At 69.6% G+C, this 19,917-nt stretch carries 23 protein-coding genes; 21 read left to right on the plus strand and 2 right to left on the minus strand.

Translation table 11 applies throughout. The features are described from left to right. Positions 1-14 precede the first annotated feature (14 nt). On the minus strand, positions 15-872 hold the full coding sequence (locus AB5J53_RS34190) for an SAM-dependent methyltransferase (protein ID WP_369249459.1): 858 nt from the start codon (positions 870-872) through the stop codon (positions 15-17). A gap of 198 nt (positions 873-1,070) precedes the next feature. Here AB5J53_RS34190 and proS point away from each other — a divergent pair, with 198 nt between their 5' ends. From proS to AB5J53_RS34280, 18 genes are all read left to right on the plus strand, one after another. Next, positions 1,071-2,486, plus strand: a complete 1,416-nt coding sequence (proS, locus tag AB5J53_RS34195) for a proline--tRNA ligase (RefSeq protein WP_369249460.1) — start codon at positions 1,071-1,073, stop codon at positions 2,484-2,486. Between the two features lie 251 nt (positions 2,487-2,737). Continuing rightward, the gene (locus tag AB5J53_RS34200) at positions 2,738-3,334 is read left to right on the plus strand and encodes a hypothetical protein (RefSeq protein ID WP_369249461.1); all 597 of its coding nucleotides are present in this window, start codon (positions 2,738-2,740) and stop codon (positions 3,332-3,334) included. Between the two features lie 328 nt (positions 3,335-3,662). Continuing rightward, entirely contained in the window at positions 3,663-4,082 is a 420-nt protein-coding gene (rpsP, locus tag AB5J53_RS34205; protein WP_369249462.1) for a 30S ribosomal protein S16, read from the plus strand. 2 nt (positions 4,083-4,084) lie between these two features. Then, complete coding sequence (locus tag AB5J53_RS34210) at positions 4,085-4,324, plus strand: RNA-binding protein (protein ID WP_003973401.1); 240 nt, start codon at positions 4,085-4,087, stop codon at positions 4,322-4,324. Between the two features lie 84 nt (positions 4,325-4,408). Beyond that, entirely contained in the window at positions 4,409-4,957 is a 549-nt protein-coding gene (gene rimM, locus AB5J53_RS34215) for a ribosome maturation factor RimM (RefSeq protein WP_369249463.1), read from the plus strand. Beyond that, positions 4,957-5,778 carry a tRNA (guanosine(37)-N1)-methyltransferase TrmD gene (trmD, locus tag AB5J53_RS34220; RefSeq protein ID WP_369249464.1) on the plus strand — a complete coding sequence of 274 codons (822 nt, stop codon included), beginning with the start codon at positions 4,957-4,959 and terminating at the stop codon, positions 5,776-5,778. The genes rimM and trmD overlap by 1 nt, the downstream gene beginning before the upstream one ends. A gap of 132 nt (positions 5,779-5,910) precedes the next feature. Continuing rightward, on the plus strand, positions 5,911-6,261 hold the full coding sequence (gene rplS / locus AB5J53_RS34225; protein ID WP_369249465.1) for a 50S ribosomal protein L19: 351 nt from the start codon (positions 5,911-5,913) through the stop codon (positions 6,259-6,261). A 45-nt stretch (positions 6,262-6,306) separates the two neighbouring features. Then, entirely contained in the window at positions 6,307-7,023 is a 717-nt protein-coding gene (gene lepB / locus AB5J53_RS34230) for a signal peptidase I (protein ID WP_369249466.1), read from the plus strand. Beyond that, positions 7,016-8,110, plus strand: coding sequence for a signal peptidase I (lepB, locus tag AB5J53_RS34235; protein ID WP_369249467.1), 1,095 nt, complete (start codon positions 7,016-7,018; stop codon positions 8,108-8,110). The genes lepB (AB5J53_RS34230) and lepB (AB5J53_RS34235) overlap by 8 nt, the downstream gene beginning before the upstream one ends. Next, on the plus strand, positions 7,995-8,927 hold the full coding sequence (gene lepB / locus AB5J53_RS34240; protein WP_369249468.1) for a signal peptidase I: 933 nt from the start codon (positions 7,995-7,997) through the stop codon (positions 8,925-8,927). The genes lepB (AB5J53_RS34235) and lepB (AB5J53_RS34240) overlap by 116 nt, the downstream gene beginning before the upstream one ends. 182 nt (positions 8,928-9,109) lie before the next feature. Then, a complete protein-coding gene (lepB, locus tag AB5J53_RS34245) occupies positions 9,110-9,886 on the plus strand; it encodes a signal peptidase I (protein ID WP_369249469.1) in 777 nt (258 codons plus the stop codon). Between the two features lie 37 nt (positions 9,887-9,923). After that, positions 9,924-10,427 carry an NUDIX hydrolase gene (locus AB5J53_RS34250; RefSeq protein ID WP_369252634.1) on the plus strand — a complete coding sequence of 168 codons (504 nt, stop codon included), beginning with the start codon at positions 9,924-9,926 and terminating at the stop codon, positions 10,425-10,427. A gap of 55 nt (positions 10,428-10,482) precedes the next feature. Next, positions 10,483-10,791 carry a DUF2469 domain-containing protein gene (locus tag AB5J53_RS34255; RefSeq protein ID WP_003965949.1) on the plus strand — a complete coding sequence of 103 codons (309 nt, stop codon included), beginning with the start codon at positions 10,483-10,485 and terminating at the stop codon, positions 10,789-10,791. 154 nt (positions 10,792-10,945) lie between these two features. Beyond that, on the plus strand, positions 10,946-11,317 hold the full coding sequence (locus tag AB5J53_RS34260) for a YraN family protein (protein WP_229703433.1): 372 nt from the start codon (positions 10,946-10,948) through the stop codon (positions 11,315-11,317). Then, the gene (locus AB5J53_RS34265; RefSeq protein WP_369249470.1) at positions 11,317-12,942 is read left to right on the plus strand and encodes a YifB family Mg chelatase-like AAA ATPase; all 1,626 of its coding nucleotides are present in this window, start codon (positions 11,317-11,319) and stop codon (positions 12,940-12,942) included. The genes AB5J53_RS34260 and AB5J53_RS34265 overlap by 1 nt, the downstream gene beginning before the upstream one ends. Continuing rightward, the gene (dprA, locus tag AB5J53_RS34270) at positions 12,939-14,084 is read left to right on the plus strand and encodes a DNA-processing protein DprA (RefSeq protein WP_369249471.1); all 1,146 of its coding nucleotides are present in this window, start codon (positions 12,939-12,941) and stop codon (positions 14,082-14,084) included. Before AB5J53_RS34265 ends, dprA begins: the two co-directional genes overlap by 4 nt. A gap of 271 nt (positions 14,085-14,355) precedes the next feature. Next, positions 14,356-15,198 carry an RNA polymerase sigma factor WhiG gene (whiG, locus tag AB5J53_RS34275; protein WP_369249472.1) on the plus strand — a complete coding sequence of 281 codons (843 nt, stop codon included), beginning with the start codon at positions 14,356-14,358 and terminating at the stop codon, positions 15,196-15,198. 141 nt (positions 15,199-15,339) lie between these two features. Continuing rightward, on the plus strand, positions 15,340-15,897 hold the full coding sequence (locus AB5J53_RS34280) for a TetR/AcrR family transcriptional regulator (RefSeq protein ID WP_369252636.1): 558 nt from the start codon (positions 15,340-15,342) through the stop codon (positions 15,895-15,897). A 177-nt stretch (positions 15,898-16,074) separates the two neighbouring features. Here the strand turns inward: AB5J53_RS34280 and AB5J53_RS34285 are convergent, their stop codons facing one another. Beyond that, positions 16,075-16,689: a murein hydrolase activator EnvC gene (locus AB5J53_RS34285; RefSeq protein WP_369249473.1), complete on the minus strand. Its 615-nt coding sequence runs from the start codon at positions 16,687-16,689 to the stop codon at positions 16,075-16,077. 270 nt (positions 16,690-16,959) lie between these two features. On the opposite strand from AB5J53_RS34285, the gene rpsB reads away from it, so the two are divergent. From rpsB to pyrH, 3 genes are all read left to right on the plus strand, one after another. Further along, on the plus strand, positions 16,960-17,877 hold the full coding sequence (rpsB, locus tag AB5J53_RS34290; protein WP_369249474.1) for a 30S ribosomal protein S2: 918 nt from the start codon (positions 16,960-16,962) through the stop codon (positions 17,875-17,877). Positions 17,878-17,972: 95 nt separating this feature from the next. After that, a complete protein-coding gene (gene tsf, locus AB5J53_RS34295) occupies positions 17,973-18,809 on the plus strand; it encodes a translation elongation factor Ts (protein ID WP_369249475.1) in 837 nt (278 codons plus the stop codon). A gap of 183 nt (positions 18,810-18,992) precedes the next feature. Beyond that, positions 18,993-19,763 carry a UMP kinase gene (gene pyrH, locus AB5J53_RS34300; protein ID WP_095936924.1) on the plus strand — a complete coding sequence of 257 codons (771 nt, stop codon included), beginning with the start codon at positions 18,993-18,995 and terminating at the stop codon, positions 19,761-19,763. Positions 19,764-19,917: the final 154 nt, after the last annotated feature.

The raw sequence follows: 19,917 nt of genomic DNA on the forward strand, positions 1-19,917 counted from the left end.
AAACGCCTGCGACCTCAGCCCGTACGAGCGATCAGGTACCGGAACACGTTCGGCATCCACACCGTCCCGTCCCGCCGCTGATGCGGATGAAGCGCCTCGGTCAGCTCCTTGTCGACCTGCACCTGATCGGTGGCGTCGACCGCCGCGTCGAACACCCCCGTCGACAACAGCCCCCGCACCGCACTGTCCACATCGGCGTACCCGAACGGACAGGCAACCCGCCCGGACCCGTCCGGCCGCAGCCCGGCCCGCTGAGCGACCTCCTCCAGGTCGTCCCGACAGGCAGCGCGCCAACTCCCCGCTCCCCGCAGGGGATCGGCCAACTTGGTGGCGACCCGCAGCACGGCGGAGGTGGTGCACCGCTCCGGCGGCCCCCACCCGACCAGCACCACAGGCGCCCCCCGCTCGGCAAGCGGCGTGGCCGAGCCGAGCAGCGAGCCCAGCCCTTCGGAGTCCCCGGCCACACACCCGATCGGTTCGAACGCGGTCACCAGGTTGTACGCCGGCGCCCCCGCGACGGCCGCGTCCGCGGGTGACCCCTCCACGAGCCGGGTGTCCGCACGCGCGCGCGTGCCCCACGCGTCGGGCAGCAACCGCTCGCGCGCAAGGGCCAGCCGCTCGGGCGACGAGGAGTCGACACCGGTGACGGCGGCGCCCCGAGCGGCCGCCATCAGAAGAGCGAGCCCCGACCCGCAGCCGAGGCCGAGCAGCCGCGTCCCGCCGCCCACTTCGAGCCGCTCGTAGACGGCTTCGTAGAGCGGCACCAGCATCCGCTCCTGGATCTCGGCCCAGTCACGCGCGCGTGCAGACTGATTCACCCGGGGCGCCGGCCCCGCGTGAGGTCGGTGCTGCCGCACGAGCGTAGGTGTCATCGAAAGCGCCCCAATCCGCCGAGAGTTGCCGCTGTGCCCCGTTTCCCTGGCCCCCGTGCAGTGCGCCGCACTCCCCCCGTATGTCAGGAAACTCCGCGCTCGACGTGGCGTCCAGGGGTTGCGGCGCCCGGCTTGTGCGCTCCGCGTGCGCGCCGCGAGAATTCACATTCCGGCAACGTGGCCCCGTACCATCGCCGCATGGCAAAGGCACCCGTTCTCACGCCCCAGGCGGACGATTTCCCGCGCTGGTACCAGGACCTGATCAACAAGGCCGAGTTGGCCGACAACGGGCCGGTACGCGGCACCATGGTCATCCGACCGTACGGGTACGGGCTGTGGGAGCGGATGCAGCAGGAAATGGACGCCCGTATCAAGGAGGCGGGTGCCCAGAACGCGTACTTCCCCCTCTTCATCCCGCAGTCGTATCTGACGAAGGAGGCCGAGCACGTCGAGGGCTTCGCCCCCGAGCTCGCGGTCGTCACGCACGCCGGCGGCAAGGAGTTGGAGGAGCCGGTCGTCGTCCGCCCCACCTCCGAGACGATCATCAACGACTACTTCTCCAAGTGGGTGCAGAGCTACCGCGATCTGCCGCTGCTGATCAACCAGTGGGCGAATGTGGTCCGTTGGGAGATGCGCCCGCGCGTGTTCCTCCGTACGACGGAATTCCTCTGGCAGGAGGGCCACACCGCCCACGCCACGTACGAGGACGCCCGGGACTACGCCGCGTACATCCACGAGAAGGTCTACGCGGACTTCATGGTGAACGTCCTCGGGATCGACGTGGTGCTCGGGCGCAAGACTCCCAGCGAGCGCTTCGCGGGTGCCATCAACACCCTCACGCTCGAAGCCATGATGGGCGACGGCAAGGCCCTCCAGATGGGCACCAGCCACGAGCTCGGGCAGAACTTCGCCAAGGCCTTCCACACCCAGTACCTGTCCAAGGACGGCAAGCAGGAGCTCGTCTGGCAGACCTCCTGGGGGTCGTCGACCCGCATGGTGGGTGGCCTGATCATGTCGCACGGCGATGACAATGGGTTGCGGGTGCCGCCGCGGCTCGCCCCCGTGCAGGCGGTCGTCCTCGCGATCAAGGGGGACGATGCGGTTCTGGCCAAGGTCCGCGAAATCGGCGATCAACTGAAGGCGGCGGGTGTACGCGTCCAGGTGGACGACCGTACGGACACCCCGTTCGGGCGCCGCGCCGTCGACTGGGAGCTCAAGGGCGTACCCGTACGCATCGAGGTCGGCCCCCGTGACCTGGAGAACGGCACCGCGATGCTGGCCCGCCGCATCCCCGGCGGCAAAGAGCCGGTGGCGATCGACGCGCTCGTAGGCCTGCTCCCCACAGTCCTCGAAGAGGACCAGGCGCTGCTTCTGAAGCAGGCACGCGAGCGCCGCGAGTCCCGTACGTCGGAGGTGTCGACGATCGAGGAGGCCGTCGAGGCGGCCACCGCCGGCGGCTGGGCGCGCATTCCCTGGGCCGACCTCGGCGAAGAGGGCGAGGCCAAGCTGGCCGAGCACTCCGTGACCGTACGGTGTCTGGTCGCCGAGGACGGGTCGGTACCCGACGCCGACGACGCACCCGGTAACGTCGCCGTCGTGGCGCGCGCTTACTGAGTAGCCCCCGAGGGCGACCGAAACGTCTCTTGCGCATCTGCTGACCTCAGGTGCCCCGGCGCGCGGACACCGTCTACGCGCCGGGGCGTACGTATACCTACGTACCGCCTTGTTACGAGCTGTGAGGCTTCTCCGCAGATCAGCGCACCCGCCCTCGTCAGGACGCATCAGCGGCAACTGACGGGTACGTGCAAATTATTTGGGATGCCCCGGAATAGGAACACAGAGGCACCCCGGCTCGTTGTCACGACGTGAGCACGACACCACCTGTTCTCGCCGCAGAGCTGGCAGGGGCGTGGGCCGACATTCAGCGGCACCACCCCGAGCTGCCGGATCTTGCCGCGCCAGAGTCCCTGATCGGGGAGTCGTCGTCCGCCTGCGGGCACGAACTCTCCTTCGAGCGACTGCTTCATGAGGCAGTCCACGGCATCGCCGCCGCCCGAGGAGTCCGCGACACCTCGCGCGCCGGCCGGTATCACAACCGCAGATTTCTCGCGATCGCCGAGGAGCTGGGCCTCGACCACCCCGAGGAGCCGCATCCCAGCAGTGGCTTCTCCCTGGTCACGCTCAACCCCGAGGCGAAGCGGCGTTACCGCCCGACGATCGAGCGCCTGCAGCGCGCGCTCAAGGCCCACACGGTCGCGACCGCCGCCGACACAGCCCGCTCGTTCCGCGGCCCGGCCGCCCGCCACGGCTCCTCCGGAGGAGGCGTCCGCGTCAAGGCGGTGTGCGACTGCGGCCGCAACGTACGGGTCGTCCCTTCGGTGCTGGCCCAGGCACCGATCGTGTGCGGAGGCTGCGGAAAACCGTTCCGCATCCCGGAGGTCGTGGGCGCGGCAGCGAGCTGAGCGGACGGCTGCTCGTGGCAGCCGTACTCAGCTGTGGGCACTTCGTGCCTCTGGGGCGGCGCTCGTCCCAAAGGGAGCGGCACCCAGCAAGCGCCGGTAGGCGGCCCCAAGGCAGCCCCGGCGCCGGGTGCCGATCCGACGTGGGCAGGCGCACCCTGCCCGGTCAAGGCAACCCGCCAGCGTATGGCACAATGGCTAGCTGTACTCGACAGCCGCACAGGACCCCTCTCTCCTCCGGCTGACGCGTCCATCGGGCACTCGGGTACCGCAACCCCACGCGGCCATCTCGCCGTGCCCAACCACGTCAAGACCAGGAGACACCACTCCCGTGGCAGTCAAGATCAAGCTGAAGCGTCTGGGCAAGATCCGTTCGCCTCACTACCGCATCGTCGTCGCCGACTCCCGTACCCGCCGTGATGGCCGGGCCATCGAGGAGATCGGTCTGTACCACCCGGTGCAGAACCCCTCGCGCATCGAGGTCGACTCGGACCGTGCGCAGTACTGGCTGGGTGTCGGCGCGCAGCCGACCGAGCCCGTTCTCGCCATCCTGAAGCTGACCGGCGACTGGCAGAAGTTCAAGGGCGAGCCCGCCCCGGCTCCGCTGCTCGTGGCCGAGCCGAAGGCCGCGCGCCCGTCGTTCGAGGCCCTTGGCGGCGACGACGAGGGCAAGGGTGAGGCCATCACCCAGAAGAAGAAGGCTGAGAAGAAGGACGAGGCCCCGGCCGAGTCCGAGTCGACCGAGGCCTGAGCATGCTCGAGGAGGCTCTCGAGCACCTCGTGAAGGGCATCGTCGACAACCCCGACGATGTGCAGGTCGCCTCGCGCAACCTGCGCCGCGGACGCGTTCTCGAGGTCCGGGTGCACCCCGACGACCTCGGCAAGGTGATCGGCCGCAACGGCCGCACCGCGCGCGCTCTGCGTACCGTCGTGGGTGCCATCGGCGGCCGCGGTGTCCGCGTCGACCTCGTCGACGTGGATCACGTCCGCTGACGTAACAGGCAGCACCGGCTCGGGCCGGGGAGGGCTTACGAGCCGTCCCCGGCCCGTAGTCGTACCGACAGGAGATCAAGCACAGTGCAGCTGGTAGTCGCTCGCGTCGGCCGCGCCCACGGGATCAAGGGCGAGGTCACCGTGGAGGTGCGTACGGACGAGCCGGAACTCAGGCTCGGGCCCGGCGCCGTCCTGCTCACCGACCCGGCCTCCGCCGGACCGCTGACCATCGAGACGGGCCGTGTGCACAGCGGCCGTCTGCTGCTGCGCTTCGAGGGCGTACGGGACCGGAACGCCGCCGAGGCGCTGCGCAACACCCTGCTGATCGCCGAGGTCGACCCGGACGAGAAGCCCGAGGACCCGGACGAGTACTACGACCACCAGCTGATGGACCTGGACGTGGTCACCAAGGACGGTGCGGAGGTCGGACGGATCACCGAGATCTCTCATCTGCCTTCGCAGGACCTGTTCGTGGTCGAGCGTGAGGACGGGACCGAGGTCCTGATCCCGTTCGTCGAGGAGATCGTCGTCGAGATCGACCTGGAGGAGCAGCGGGCCGTCATCGACCCGCCGCCGGGCCTGATCGACGACCGGGCCGAGATCGACTCCTCCCGGGACGAGGACGAGGCGTAATGCGGCTCGACGTCGTCACGATCTTCCCCGAGTACCTGGACCCCCTGAACGTCTCGCTCGTCGGCAAGGCACGCGCGCGTGGACAGCTGAATGTGCACGTGCATGATCTTCGGGAGTGGACGTACGACCGCCACAACACGGTCGACGACACCCCGTACGGCGGCGGCCCCGGCATGGTCATGAAGACCGAGCCCTGGGGCGACGCCCTGGACTCCGTACTGGCGGACGGCTACGAAACGGGCTCCCACGGGCCCGTACTGGTGGTCCCCACGCCCAGCGGGCGCCCCTTCACCCAGGAGCTCGCCGTCGAGCTCTCCGAGCGTCCCTGGCTGGTGTTCACGCCCGCACGCTACGAGGGCATCGATCGCCGTGTCATCGACGAGTACGCCACCCGGATGCCCGTCTACGAGGTGTCCATCGGCGACTACGTACTCGCCGGCGGCGAGGCGGCCGTCCTGGTCGTCACGGAGGCCGTCGCGCGCCTGCTGCCCGGTGTCCTCGGCAACGCCGAGTCCCACAGGGACGACTCCTTCGCCCCCGGGGCCATGGCCAACCTCCTGGAGGGGCCGGTTTACACCAAGCCCCCGGCGTGGCGCGGCCGCGAGATCCCGGAGGTGCTGGTCAGCGGCCACCACGGGAAGATCGCCCGCTGGCGCCGTGACGAGGCCCTGCGCCGTACGACGGCGAACCGACCCGACCTCATCGAGCGCTGCGACCCTTCCGTCTTCGACAAGAAGGACCGCGAAATGCTCTCCATCCTGGGCTGGCAGCCGGGTCCCGACGGCCGATTTTGGCGCAGGCCAGAGGCCGTGGAAGAATAGGGCGCTGCTGTACGTCGTCCGGCGTGCGCCCCTGCCACAGGGGGACACGACGCCCGCCCCGACGCGGCAGCACCCTCTTGGAAAACTATCTCCCGTTGATGACCTGTGGCATCAGCGAAGAAAGCAGACGAAATGTCTCACCTGCTCGACTCCGTCGACAACGCGTCGCTGCGCAGCGACATCCCGGCCTTCCGTCCGGGTGACACCGTCAACGTCCACGTCCGCGTCATCGAGGGCAATCGCTCCCGTGTGCAGCAGTTCAAGGGCGTAGTCATCCGCCGCCAGGGCGCCGGTGTCCGCGAGACCTTCACGGTCCGCAAGGTCTCCTTCTCGGTCGGCGTCGAGCGCACCTTCCCGGTGCACACCCCGATCGTCGAGAAGATCGAGCTCGTCACCCGCGGTGACGTGCGTCGCGCGAAGCTGTACTACCTGCGTGATCTCCGCGGCAAGGCCGCGAAGATCAAGGAGAAGCGCGAGAGCTGAGCTCACATCGGGGTTCAAAGCGGGGCCGGATAACATCTGGCCCCGATGGACACCGAAGCACAGCCGATGGAGCGCGACCGCTCCTCCCGCCCTTCCGAATCCGAGAACTTCTCGGACACCGAGGGGCCGGAGGGCCGGTCGCGTTTCGCGTTGGTGGACCGGGCCGCCGACTGGCTCCCGGGCGGCCGGATCACTCTGACCGTGCTGGTCTGCCTGGTCTTCCTGCTGCTCGTCAGCCGGTTTGTGATGCAGCCGTTCCAAATTCCCAGCGGCTCCATGGAGTCGGGATTGAGGATCGGGGACCGCGTTCTCGTAAATAAGTTGGCGTACCGTTTCGGTGCTGAGCCGCAGCGGGGCGACGTCGTTGTGTTCGACGGCACTGGGTATTTCGGGAACGCCGACTACATCAAGCGCGTCGTCGGTGTGGGGGGAGACCATGTGGTCTGCTGCGACAAGGAGAGGAGGCTCGAGGTGAACGGCCGGTCGGTCGACGAGTCGACGTTTCTGTATCCCGGGGACAGCCCGTCCGACGTGCGTTTCGACGTCGTCGTGCCCGACGGCTCCCTCTTCCTCCTCGGCGACCACCGCAGTGACTCCAGCGACTCCCGCGACCATCTGGGCTCGCCCGGCGGCGGCATGATCCCCGTCTCCGACGTCATCGGCAGAGCCGACTGGATCGCCTGGCCCGCCGACCACTGGACCCGGCTGACGCGTCCCGACGTCTACGCGCGCGTGCCCGCCGCGGACGGTGCCCATGGGTAACCGTGGCAAACCGCGCGGGGTCTCCACCAGCGCCGCCGACAACCTGCTGCCCACCGGCACCCGGCGCGCCTCCGGGGGCGCGGTCCGGCCGAGCCGTGTCGAGCGGCGCAAGCTCGCCCGCAAGATCAAGCGGCGCAGGCGGCGCTCGGCGATCAAGGAGATACCCCTCCTCGTCGGCGTCGCGGTGCTGATAGCGCTGGTCCTCAAGACCTTCCTCGTCCAGGCCTTCGTGATCCCGTCGGGCTCCATGGAGAACACGATCCAGATCGGCGACCGTGTCCTGGTCGACAAGCTCACCCCCTGGTTCGGCTCCAAGCCTCAGCGCGGTGATGTGGTCGTCTTCAAGGACCCCGGGGGCTGGCTCACGGCCGAGGAGACCAAGAAGAAGGACGACCCCGTTGTCGTCAAGCAGGTCAAGGAAGGGTTGACCTTCATCGGCCTGCTGCCGTCCGACAACGAGAAGGACCTCATCAAGCGGGTCGTGGGCGTCGGCGGTGACACGGTCAAGTGCTGTGACACGCAAGGCCGGGTGACCGTCAACGGCACGCCGCTGAGTGAGCCCTACATCTACGCCGGAGACAAGCCGTCGGACTTCGCCTTCGAGGTGAAGGTGCCCGAGGGCCGTCTGTTCGTTCTGGGCGACCACCGAGGCAACTCCGCCGATTCCCGCTACCACCGCACCGACAAGTTCAGCGGCACCGTCTCCGAGAAGTCGGTCGTCGGCCGGGCCATGCTCATCGGCTGGCCCATCGGTCACTGGACCCGTCTCAAGGAACCGAGCACGTTTGCGACTGTCGCCGACGCGCCTGGAGGGTCGACGTCCGCTCTCGCTCAGTCGCATAGGGTGGCCCCTGCGGATCCAGACGGATTGATCCCCCTCCCGAGCCCTGCGGAACTCCCGCTCGTTATGGGAGTGGTGGGCCTGCGCCGAATTCGACGACGCGGGCGGCGGCACGGAGTGAGGAGTGGATGTGGGGGATGTGGCGGTCGGCGCACGGTCCGGACACGAAGGTCCCGAAGGGCAGCCGGAGCGGCCCGACGATTCGGCTTCCCCGGCCGTAGAGGGCGCATCCGGTTCCGGGAGTGAGTCCGAGGACGGCAGCGCTGCGACCGAGCGCGCCGAGCAGGACGAGAAGTCGAAGAAGCAGCGCTCCTTCTGGAAGGAGCTGCCGATCCTGATCGGCATCGCCCTGGTCCTCGCGCTGCTGATCAAGACGTTCCTGGTGCAGGCGTTCTCGATCCCCTCGGACTCGATGCAGAACACCCTCCAGCAGGGCGACCGTGTCCTGGTCGACAAGCTGACCCCGTGGTTCGGCTCCGAGCCGGAGCGCGGCGAGGTCGTCGTCTTCCACGACCCCGACAACTGGCTGGCGGGCGAGCCCACGGCCAACCCGAACGCCCTGCAGACGGTCCTCAGTTGGATCGGCCTGATGCCGTCCGCCGAGGAGAAGGACCTCATCAAGCGGGTCATCGGCGTCGGCGGAGACACCATCCAGTGCAAGGGCACCGGCCCGCTGACCGTCAACGGCAAGGCACTGAACGAGCCGTACGTGTACCCGGGCAACACCCCGTGCAGCGTCGACGAAGAGGGCGGTCAGTTCAAGGTCAAGGTCCCCAAGGGCATGATCTGGGTGATGGGCGACCACCGCCAGAACTCGCGGGACTCGCGCTACAACCAGACGGACAGGCACCACGGCATGGTCCCCGTGGACAAGGTCGTCGGGCGCGCCATCGTCAAGGCCTGGCCCATCAACCGCTGGGGCACCCTCCCCGTCCCGGACACCTTCGACCAGACCGGCCTGAGCGACCAGGCGGCGGCCGCGGTCACCTCGCCGGCTGCCGTCGCGCTGGTGGGCGCGGTTCCGCTGGTGCTGGTGCGACGGAAGCGGAAGTCGTCCAGGTAACGCGCTGAAGCGTCCCCTTGGGGCCGGTCGGCCCGGATTCGTCCGGGCCACCGGCCCCTCGGTCGTACGGGGCGCTCGGCAGCAGGTCGAGGCGTCGGCCGACCGGGCGCGTTCCGGAGCCGGTATTCGTGATCAGACCATGGGCTGACCGCGCACCGTACCCCCGGGTAAGGTGCGGACCCATGGGTGGCGAGAGCTCGACACGTACGGCCCCGCGCAGCGGTGGCGCAAGCAAGGCCCAGGCGGGTGGCCGGGTCGGACAGAGGCTGTCCGGACTGGCTGTCGCGCTGGGCCTGGTGCTGTTCCTCGGAGGGTTCGCCTGGGGGGCGGTGGTCTACCGGCCGTACACCGTGCCCACCAGTTCGATGACGCCGACGATCGACGCCGGTGACCGGGTACTGGCGCAGCGCATCGACGGCAGCGAGGTACGCCGCGGTGACGTCGTCGTCTTCCGCGACAAGACCTGGGTCACCAACGCGGCCGTGGTCAAGCGCGTGGTCGCCGTCGGCGGCGACACGGTCTCCTGTTGCACCAACGGCAAGCTGACCGTCAACGGCAAGCAGATCGACGAACCGTATCTGCCCAAGGGCAGTCTGGCGGAGATCACGAACATCCCGACCGTGAAGGTGCCCGAGGGACGCCTGTTCCTGCTCGGCGACGAACGCCAGGGCTCTCTGGACTCCAGCGCCCACCTCACGGACGCGGCCGGCGGCACGGTGTCGCGCAATGCCGTGAGCGCCAGGGTCGACGCCGTCGTCTGGCCCATGAACGGCATGCTGAAGCGGCCGACCGGCTGGGAGACGCTGGGCAGCCTCTCCCAGCCGGGACCGCTGCGCCTGATGGTCGGCGCGGTGATCGCCGGTGCGGTGCTCGTCCTGGGCGGCGCGGCGTACGGTCCGATCGCCGGCCGCGCGGGCCGACGTAGCCGGGCCCGGACGGAGCCCGCGGGTGCCCGCTGAGGTGTCGTACGACGAACCTCCGCACGACGGCGGAACGGTGACCCCGGACGAGTACCGGGGCGGGCTGCGGAAGGTCGCCCGTGTGGTGCTGCTCGACCCCGAGGAACGCATTCTGCTGCTGCACGGGCACGAGCCGGACGATCCCGCCGACGACTGGTGGTTCACGCCCGGCGGCGGCCTGGAGGGCGCCGAGACCCGAGAGCAGGCCGCGCTGCGGGAACTCGCGGAGGAGACCGGAATCACCGAGGTCGAGCTGGGCCCGGTGCTCTGGCGGCGGACGTGCTCCTTCCCGTTCGCGGGGCGCCGCTGGGACCAGGACGAGTGGTACTACCTGGCCCGTACGACCCAGACGGCCACGGTGGCCGCGGGGCTGACGGATCTGGAACGGCGCAGTGTCGCCGGAGCACGCTGGTGGACGTGCCAGGAACTGACCGAGGCACATGAGACGGTGTATCCGACCAGACTCGCCGAGCTGCTGCGCAGGGTGCTCGACGAGGGTCCCCCGGCCACGCCCGAGGTCCTCGACACGGAAATCGTCTAGGGGCTCGCGGGGCTGGCGCACAATAGGGGGACGCACGGCTGAAGGGGAACATGCCATGAGCGCCGAGGACCTCGAGAAGTACGAGACCGAGATGGAGCTGAAGCTCTATCGGGAGTACCGCGATGTCGTCGGTCTGTTCAAATATGTGATCGAGACCGAACGGCGCTTCTACCTCACCAATGACTACGAGATGCAGGTGCACTCGGTCCAGGGCGAGGTGTTTTTCGAGGTGTCCATGGCGGACGCCTGGGTGTGGGACATGTACCGCCCCGCTCGCTTCGTGAAGCAGGTACGCGTACTCACGTTCAAGGACGTGAACATTGAGGAGCTGAACAAGAGCGACCTGGAGCTGCCGGGCGGCTGATGACGTGCGGTGCGACGCGCGGCTGGTACATGCACTGTGACCTGCGGTGACCACTCGTGTGGGTGACGGAGTTTTCCACAACCATCCGCTCGTCCACCAAGATCCAATAGCAAGTCGAAGTGGCCTCAATGTTGGCGCCGGAGGTGGTGCCGACATGAACACACCCAAGGCACACAGGGCACTCGGCGAGTACGGCGAGGACCTGGCCGCGCGGCGGCTGACGGAGACCGGGATGACGGTCCTGGCGCGCAACTGGCGCTGCGGCAGGACCGGCGAGATCGACATCGTGGCGCGCGACGGCGACGCGTTGGTCGTCTGCGAGGTCAAGACCCGCAAGGCGGGCGCCTTCGAGCACCCGATGGCGGCCGTCACCCCGGCCAAGGCCCAGCGCCTGCGTGGTCTGGCCGAGCGCTGGCTCCAAGAACACGGCGGGGCACCACCCGGCGGCGTCCGCATCGACCTGATCGGCGTCGTCCTCCCCGACCGCGGCGCGCCCGTGGTCGAGCATGCGCGGGGGGTGGCCTGATGGGATTCGCGCGTACGTGTTCGGTGGCGCTGGTCGGCGTCGAGGGCGTCGTGGTCGAGGTCCAGGCCGACCTGGAGCCCGGCGTCGCGGCCTTCACCCTGGTCGGCCTTCCCGACAAGAGCCTGACGGAGAGCAAGGACCGGGTCCGGGCGGCGGTGGTGAATTCCGGCGCGTCGTGGCCCCAGAAGAAGCTCACGGTGGGGCTGAGTCCGGCGTCGGTGCCCAAGGGCGGCAGCGGGTTCGATCTCGCTGTCGCCTGTGCGGTCCTCGGAGCTTCCGAGCGGATCGATCCACGGGTGCTCTCCGACATCGTGATGATCGGGGAGCTCGGACTGGACGGACGGGTACGGCCGGTGCGAGGTGTGCTGCCGGCGGTGCTGGCCGCGGCGGACGCCGGGTACGAGCAGGTGGTGGTGCCGGAGTGCGCGGCGGCCGAGGCCTCGCTGGTGCCGGGGGTCTCGGTGCTCGGGGTGCGCAGTCTGCGCCAGCTGATCGCGGTGCTCACGGACGAGCCGGTACCCGAGGAGGAGCCGGACGAGCAGGGGCGCCCGGATCCGCTGCTCGCGGGCCTGCGCGTGCCCGGCACGGGGGAGGCCACCGGCCTGTGCGGCATCGCCGTGCCCGAGCACGACCAAGGGCACGACCTCGCCGACGTGGTCGGCCAGATGTCGGCGCGCACCGCGATGGAGGTCGCGGCAGCGGGTGGGCACCATGTCTTCCTGCAAGGGCCACCCGGCGCGGGCAAGACGATGCTCGCCGAGCGGATGCCGTCGCTCATGCCGCGTCTCACCCGGCAGGAATCCCTTGAGGTCACGGCGATCCACTCGGTCGCGGGCCTGCTGCCGCCGGGCAGGCCGATGGTGGACGTCCCGCCGTACTGCGCACCCCACCACTCGGCGACGATGCAGTCCCTCGTCGGCGGCGGCAAGGGGCTCGCGCGACCGGGCGCGGTGTCGTTGTCGCACCGTGGTGTGCTCTTTCTCGACGAGGCGCCGGAGTTCAGCAGCTTCGCGCTCGACGCCCTGCGGCAGCCTCTGGAGGCCGGTCATGTCGTGATCGCGCGCAGCGCCGGCGTAGTGCGGTTCCCGGCGAAGTTTCTGATGGTGCTCGCCGCCAACCCGTGCCCGTGCGGGCGCTTCAGCGCGGCGAACGACTTCTGCGAGTGCCCGCCCTCCTCCGTACGCCGCTACCAGGTCAGGCTGTCCGGGCCGCTGCTCGACCGGGTCGATCTGCGGGTGGAGGTCGAGCCGGTCACCCGTTCCGAACTGACGGCGCGCGGCGCCCAGGGTGAGTCCACGCGGGCGGTGGCCGACCGGGTGAGCGCTGCCCGCGAGCGTGCCACCGCGCGGCTGACCGGCACTCCGTGGCATACCAACAGTGAGGTGCCGGGACGCGAGCTGCGCGGCCGCTGGCAGGCACTGCCGGGAGCGATGGACGAGGCGGAGCGCGGACTGGAGCGCGGTGTGCTGACCGCACGCGGCCTGGACCGGGTGCTCCGCGTGGCGTGGACGGTCGCGGACCTGTCGGGACACGACCGACCCGACGCCGGGGATGTCGCCCTGGCTCTCCAGCTGCGCACCGGCGTCCCGCGAGGGGTGCCGATGATGATCGGCTCGCCGAAATGACGGACGACGAGCGCATGGCGCGCGTCGCCCTCGCTCGGGTCATCGAGCCCGGGGACGAGGCCGGTGGGCGATGGCTGCGGGAATTCGGGGCCGTGGAGGTGGCGCGGCGGCTGGTGGAGGGAGGCGAGCCGCTGCCGGGCGTGAGCGAGAAGCGATGGGAGGGGCTGCGGGGGCGGGCCGGCCGGGTGCGGCCGGAGCGGGATCTGGCGCAGGCGCGGCACGCCGGAGTGAGATTCATCTGTCCCGGTGAGTCCGAGTGGCCCGCGCAGCTCGACGACCTGGGGGACGCCCGGCCCACCGGCCTGTGGGTCCGGGGGCACCCCAGTCTGCGGATATGGGCGCTGCGCTCCGTCGCCGTCGTCGGAGCCCGGGCCTGCACCGAGTACGGCGCCCACATGGCGGCCACCCTCGGCGCCGGTCTCGCGGAGCGCGGCTGGGTGGTCGTGTCCGGCGGCGCCTACGGCGTGGACGGTGCCGCGCACCGGGGCGCCCTCGGGGCGGGCGGCGCCACCGTCGCCGTACTGGCCTGCGGCGTCGACCGGCCCTACCCGCGCGGGCACACCGAATTGATCACCAGAATCGCGGAACAGGGACTGGTGGTGGGGGAGTTGCCGCCCGGCGACCATCCGACGCCGAGCAGATTCATCCTCAGAAACAGGGTCATCGCGGCGCTCACCCGGGGGACCGTGGTCGTCGAGGCGGCGTATCGCAGTGGTGCGCTGGTCACCGCCCGTGCGGCGCAGCGGCTCGGGCGGTTCACGATGGGGGTGCCGGGCCCCGCCACGAGCGGGCTGTCGGCCGGGGTGCACGAACTGCTCCGCGGGGAGGCGGTCCTGGTCTCCGACGCCGCGGAGGTCACCGAACTTGTGGGCGACATGGGTGAGCTGGCCCCCGACCGCCGCGGGCCCGTCCTGCCGCGCGACCTGCTGGAACCGGGCGCCGGACGCGTGCTGGCCGCGCTGCCGGCGCGCGGCCTGACGGGGGCTGAGGAGATCGCCCGGGGCGCGGGGACCACCGTGGACGACGCGGTCGGGAGACTGTACGAACTCCGAGCACTTGGTTTCGTCGAACGACACGGCGACGGCTGGAAGTTGACACGCCAGGCGATGATCTCCGTCCGCGGCGATCGGGGAGCGTGCTGACCCAGCGTGTTCGGCCGTCCGGGCGAACGCCGACACCCTTGGGAATTCCCGCAGTTGGCGTCTCTCGGCGGTCACGCAGCGCGATCGCCGTGACGCCGGGGGACGCTCAGCGGAACGCCTCTGCGCGCGGGTGATCCGCGGCCCTTCGCGCACTGCGACACCCCAGTCACGCTACGCTCACGGGGATTCCGACTCAGACCGGCAATATCGACATCAGACCGACACTCACCCAGGTACTCCCAGTTCACGGCAGAACGGCACAAGGCGACGAATGCCCCAGCACACCTCCGGGTCCGACCGGGCGGCGATCCCGCCAGCCGCCCGCGACGGCGGTAGCGTGCGCCCGCCCGCTCCCTCGACGCTCGATGAACTGTGGCGGTCGTACAAGGCGACGGGTGACGAGCGGCTGCGGGAGCAGTTGATCCTGCACTACTCGCCTTTGGTGAAGTACGTCGCGGGGCGGGTGAGCGTGGGTCTGCCGGCCAATGTCGAGCAGGCCGACTTCGTCTCGTCGGGCGTGTTCGGGCTGATCGACGCGATCGAGAAGTTCGACATCGAGCGGGAGATCAAGTTCGAGACGTACGCGATCACGCGGATCCGAGGCGCGATGATCGACGAACTGCGAGCACTGGACTGGATCCCGCGGTCGGTGCGGCAGAAGGCGCGCAACGTGGAGCGGGCGTACGCGACGCTGGAGGCACGGCTGCGGCGCACCCCGTCGGAGTGCGAGGTGGCCTCCGAGATGGGTATCGAGCTGGAGGAACTCCATGCAGTGTTCAGCCAGTTGTCGCTGGCGAATGTGGTGGCTCTGGAGGAGTTGCTGCATGTCGGCGGCGAGGGCGGTGACCGGCTGAGCCTGATGGACACCCTGGAGGACACCGCGGCCGACAATCCGGTCGAGGTGGCCGAGGACCGGGAGCTGCGGAGGTTTCTGGCGAGGGCGATCAATACGCTCCCCGATCGGGAGAAGACCGTAGTCACGCTCTACTACTACGAGGGGCTCACGCTCGCGGAGATCGGCAACGTGCTGGGGGTGACCGAGAGTCGGGTGAGCCAGATCCACACCAAGTCGGTACTCCAGTTGCGCGCCAAGCTGGCGAGTTTCGGCCGCTGAGCTCGGCGGTGGCACGCCGCTGAATCGTCCCTGCCCAGCAGGTGTACCGGCTCCCTTCACCGGTCGGGTGGTCGGAGTGGCTGCCGTCCGAGGCGGTCCGTCCGTAGAGTGGTTGACGTGCCAAGGATTCGAGCGGCCTCCGTGGCCGAGCACCGGTCGATGCAGCGAGCCGCCCTGCTGGACGCGGCGCGGTCCCTGCTGTCCGAGGGCGGGACGGAGGCGCTGACCTTCCCCGCTCTCGCTGAGCGCACGGGGCTCGCGCGGTCCTCCGTGTACGAGTACTTCCGGTCGCGGGCGGCCGTGGTCGAGGAGCTGTGCGAGGTCGACTTTCCCGTCTGGGCCGCGGAGGTCGCGGCGGCGATGGAGCGGGCCTCCTCTCCGGAGGGCAAGGTCGAGGCCTATGTACGCCGGCAGCTGGCGTTGGTCGGGGACCGGCGGCACCGGGCCGTGGTGGCCATCTCGGCGAGCGAGCTCGATGCCGGGGCGCGGGAGAAGATCCGTGCGGCTCACGGCGGGCTCGTGGCGATGATCGTCGAGGCGCTCGGGGAGATGGGGCATAGGGAGCCCCGGTTGGCCGCGATGCTGCTTCAGGGTGTGGTGGACGCGGCCGTGCGGCGGATTGAACTGGGCGCGGCGGAGGAACCCACCGTCATTACGGATGCGGCTGTTGGCATGGCTCTTCGGGGCGTTCGGGGCTGACCCCGTTCTTGTTGGGCACCCGGGGCCGGGGTTGAGCTCGGGGTGGGTCGCGCAGCCCGGCGTTTACGGGGTGCCGCTCTCTTTGGGGTGGGCGCGCCGCCGCAGCGGCACGATTGCCCATGGCTGCGGAGGTGGCGATGGGTGGGGCGCCGCCCCTGGCGGCGCGCATGACCACGGCTAGGACGGTTTCCCGATCACCGGCAGCAAGCGGGACGGGCCTCTGTGCAGCAGCCACGGTGGGAGCAAGGACAGTGGGTCCAGGTACGTTCTCCCCTTCAGCAGACCCCAGTGCAGGCAGGACGTCGGGCAGTGGGAGCCGCCCGGCTCCACCGTGCCCAGGATGTCGCCCGTCCCGACCTCGTCGCCCTTCTTCACCGAGGCCCGTACCGGTCCGTACGTCGTCCGCAAGGGCGGCGTGCCCGTGCCCGACAGTTCCACCGAGACGACACCGCGGCCCGCGACCGCGCCGGCGAAGGACACGCGCCCGGGTGCGACCGCCCGTACGGCCGTTCCGGGAGCCGCGGCCAGGTCCACGCCGCGGTGGCCCCGGCCGTAGGGCGTTGCCGGGGGTCCCCAGCCTCGTACGACCAAAGGGCGTAGACCCACCGGCCACGTACGGGCGACGGTCGGGACCGTCGGATCGGGGCCCGCTGGTTCCGGCGTTCCCGGCGGGGCCGGTGTCGCCGTCGCGGTCGTGCGGGCCAGGGCCGACGGGGTCAGCGCCCCCAGGACGGTCACCGTCATGCCCAGCAGCAACCCCAGCCACGTACGCACATATCGTTTCGCTCGCATGCGAGAACCGTCCCGCATCGGGCGGATCATGGCCGGGATCTGTGGAGTACCGGCCGGTTGTGGACAGCGGCGTCACCCGGTGCCTCTCGGGTCCCGTACACTTCTGATGGCGATCCGGGTCACCGGGTCGACTTCGCACGCCCCGACACCTGGTCATCAAAAACCGGTGTCAGCGCCTCTCGGTCCCTCGCGGCAAGGCGCATCGCGGGCGTCAGGCGCGAGTGCCGTCCGGCACTCGCGGCACAACCGAGAACACCAAGGAGAACGGCCATGGCCGTCGTCACGATGCGGGAGCTGCTGGAAAGCGGCGTCCACTTCGGTCACCAGACCCGTCGCTGGAACCCGAAGATGAAGCGCTTCATCTTCACCGAGCGCAACGGCATCTACATCATCGACCTGCTCCAGTCGCTGTCGTACATCGACCGCGCCTACGAGTTCGTCAAGGAGACCGTCGCCCACGGCGGCACGGTCATGTTCGTCGGCACGAAGAAGCAGGCGCAGGAGGCCATCGCCGAGCAGGCCACCCGCGTCGGCATGCCCTACGTCAACCAGCGCTGGCTGGGCGGCATGCTCACCAACTTCTCCACCGTCTACAAGCGTCTGCAGCGCCTCAAGGAGCTCGAGCAGATCGACTTCGAGGACGTCGCCGCTTCCGGTCTGACCAAGAAGGAGCTTCTCGTGCTCTCGCGCGAGAAGGCCAAGCTGGAGAAGACCCTCGGTGGTATCCGCGAGATGCAGAAGGTGCCCAGCGCCGTCTGGATCGTGGACACCAAGAAGGAGCACATCGCGGTCGGCGAGGCCCGGAAGCTCAACATCCCGGTCGTCGCCATCCTCGACACCAACTGCGACCCCGACGAGGTCGACTACAAGATCCCGGGCAACGACGACGCGATCCGCTCCGTCACCCTGCTCACCCGTGTGATCGCCGACGCCGTCGCCGAGGGCCTCATCGCCCGCTCCGGCGCCGGCAAGGCCGAGGGTGACAAGGCCGCGGGCGAGCCGCTCGCCGCGTGGGAGCGCGACCTGCTCGAGGGCGAGAAGAAGGCCGACGAGGCCGAGGTCCAGACCTCCGCCGAGACGGAGAAGGTCGCCGACGCCGAGCAGGCCGAGGCTCCGGCCGCTGAGGCCGAGGCCGCTGTTGAGGCCCCTGCCGCCGAGGCCCCGGCCGCGGACGCCGAGCAGGCCTGACCCCTCACCCCTTCGGGTTGTGAACGGCGGGGGCCCACAAAGCCCCCGCCGTTCGGCCCGTAGATCTTCAGACTCCGAGAGAGATTCCAGGAATCATGGCGAACTACACCGCCGCTGACGTCAAGAAGCTCCGTGAGCTCACCGGCGCCGGCATGATGGACTGCAAGAAGGCCCTGGACGAGGCCGACGGCAGCGTCGACAAGGCCGTCGAGGCGCTGCGCATCAAGGGCCAGAAGGGCGTCGCCAAGCGCGAGGGCCGCTCCGCCGAGAACGGCGCCGTGGTCTCGATCATCGCCGACGACAACACCTCCGGTGTCCTGGTCGAGCTGAAGTGCGAGACGGACTTCGTCGCCAAGGGCGAGAAGTTCCAGGCCGTCGCCAACCAGATCGCGCAGCACGTCGCCGCGACCTCCCCGGCCGACCTCGACGCGCTCCTCGGCTCGGAGATCGAGCCCGGCAAGACGGTTCAGGCGTTCGTCGACGAGGCCAACGCCAACCTGGGCGAGAAGATCGTCCTGGACCGCTTCGCCCAGTTCTCCGGCGCCTACGTCACCGCGTACATGCACCGCACCATGCCCGACCTGCCCCCGCAGATCGGTGTCCTGGTCGAGCTGGACAAGGCCGACGCCGAGCTCGCCAAGGGTGTCGCGCAGCACATCGCCGCCTTCGCGCCGAAGTACCTCTCCAAGGAGGACGTGCCGGCCGAGGTCGTCGAGTCCGAGCGCCGCGTCGCCGAGGAGACCACCCGCGCCGAGGGCAAGCCCGAGGCCGCCCTCCCGAAGATCGTCGAGGGTCGCGTCAACGGCTTCTTCAAGGAGGCCACCCTCCTGGGCCAGCCGTACGCGCTCGACAACAAGAAGTCCGTCCAGAAGGTCCTGGACGAGGCCGGTGTCACCCTGAAGCGCTTCGTGCGCATCAAGGTCGGCATCTGAGTCCGTACCGCGATCGACGCGCGACCCCTATAGGGTCGACAGCAGTCGTCCGCGTACGCCGGCACCCACGCGCGTGTGTCGGACGACAGCAGATCTGACGAGGAGGCCATTGCCGAGCATGGGATGCGAACGACACCCCAGCGGCAATGGCCTTCTTCGTATGTGCACCACAAGGAGAGCTCGATGACCACCACCCAGGCCGACAAGGGCGAGAAGACCGACGACGGCAAAGGCGCGGGACGCTTTCTGCTGAAGCTTTCCGGCGAGGCGTTCGCCGGTGGCGGCGGACTGGGCGTCGATCCCGACGTGGTGCACAAGATCGCCCGCGAGATCGCGGCCGTGGTGCGCGGCGGCGCCCAGATCGCGGTCGTCATCGGCGGCGGCAACTTCTTCCGCGGCGCCGAACTCCAGCAGCGCGGCATGGACCGGGCCCGCTCCGACTACATGGGCATGCTGGGCACGGTCATGAACTGCCTCGCTCTCCAGGACTTCCTGGAGAAGGAGGGCATCGACAGCCGCGTCCAGACCGCCATCACCATGGGCCAGGTCGCGGAGCCCTACATCCCGCTGCGCGCCGTGCGCCACCTGGAGAAGGGCCGTGTGGTCATCTTCGGCGCCGGTATGGGCATGCCGTACTTCTCCACCGACACCACCGCGGCCCAGCGCGCCCTGGAGATCGACGCCGAGGCCCTGCTGATGGGCAAGAACGGCGTGGACGGGGTCTACGACTCCGACCCGAAGACCAACCCCGAGGCCGTCAAGTTCGACTCGCTCAGCTACGGCGAGGTCATCACCCGGGACCTCAAGGTCGCCGACATGACCGCCATCACGCTGTGCCGGGACAACAAGCTGCCCATCCTGGTCTTCGAGCTCCTGGCGGAGGGCAATATCGCACGGGCGGTCAAGGGTGAGAAGATCGGCACACTCGTGGGCGACCAGAGCGGCCGGGCCTGACGGGGACCACCCCGGACGGGGGACGAACCCCGGCCGAGGACGGACCCTGACCGGGGGATGGACAATGTCCTGCCGGTCCGGAACCGTGCAGGAATAAGACGCGACGCAGCCGGCCGCCGACCCCGACGAGGAAACAGCTGCCGGGCCTACTCAA

The organism is Streptomyces sp. R41, from assembly GCF_041053055.1.
In the GTDB taxonomy this organism is placed as follows: Bacteria; Actinomycetota; Actinomycetes; order Streptomycetales; family Streptomycetaceae; genus Streptomyces.

Coding starts and splice junctions, on each gene's coding strand:
- AB5J53_RS34190 (WP_369249459.1), bottom strand. CDS start 872: ATGACACCTACGCTCGTGCGGCAGCACCGACCTCACGCGGGGCCGGCG.
- proS (WP_369249460.1), top strand. CDS start 1,071: ATGGCAAAGGCACCCGTTCTCACGCCCCAGGCGGACGATTTCCCGCGC.
- AB5J53_RS34210 (WP_003973401.1), top strand. CDS start 4,085: ATGCTCGAGGAGGCTCTCGAGCACCTCGTGAAGGGCATCGTCGACAAC.
- trmD (WP_369249464.1), top strand. CDS start 4,957: ATGCGGCTCGACGTCGTCACGATCTTCCCCGAGTACCTGGACCCCCTG.
- rplS (WP_369249465.1), top strand. CDS start 5,911: ATGTCTCACCTGCTCGACTCCGTCGACAACGCGTCGCTGCGCAGCGAC.
- lepB (WP_369249466.1), top strand. CDS start 6,307: ATGGACACCGAAGCACAGCCGATGGAGCGCGACCGCTCCTCCCGCCCT.
- lepB (WP_369249467.1), top strand. CDS start 7,016: ATGGGTAACCGTGGCAAACCGCGCGGGGTCTCCACCAGCGCCGCCGAC.
- lepB (WP_369249469.1), top strand. CDS start 9,110: ATGGGTGGCGAGAGCTCGACACGTACGGCCCCGCGCAGCGGTGGCGCA.
- AB5J53_RS34255 (WP_003965949.1), top strand. CDS start 10,483: ATGAGCGCCGAGGACCTCGAGAAGTACGAGACCGAGATGGAGCTGAAG.
- AB5J53_RS34260 (WP_229703433.1), top strand. CDS start 10,946: ATGAACACACCCAAGGCACACAGGGCACTCGGCGAGTACGGCGAGGAC.
- AB5J53_RS34265 (WP_369249470.1), top strand. CDS start 11,317: ATGGGATTCGCGCGTACGTGTTCGGTGGCGCTGGTCGGCGTCGAGGGC.
- dprA (WP_369249471.1), top strand. CDS start 12,939: ATGACGGACGACGAGCGCATGGCGCGCGTCGCCCTCGCTCGGGTCATC.
- whiG (WP_369249472.1), top strand. CDS start 14,356: ATGCCCCAGCACACCTCCGGGTCCGACCGGGCGGCGATCCCGCCAGCC.
- AB5J53_RS34285 (WP_369249473.1), bottom strand. CDS start 16,689: ATGCGAGCGAAACGATATGTGCGTACGTGGCTGGGGTTGCTGCTGGGC.
- rpsB (WP_369249474.1), top strand. CDS start 16,960: ATGGCCGTCGTCACGATGCGGGAGCTGCTGGAAAGCGGCGTCCACTTC.
- tsf (WP_369249475.1), top strand. CDS start 17,973: ATGGCGAACTACACCGCCGCTGACGTCAAGAAGCTCCGTGAGCTCACC.
- pyrH (WP_095936924.1), top strand. CDS start 18,993: ATGACCACCACCCAGGCCGACAAGGGCGAGAAGACCGACGACGGCAAA.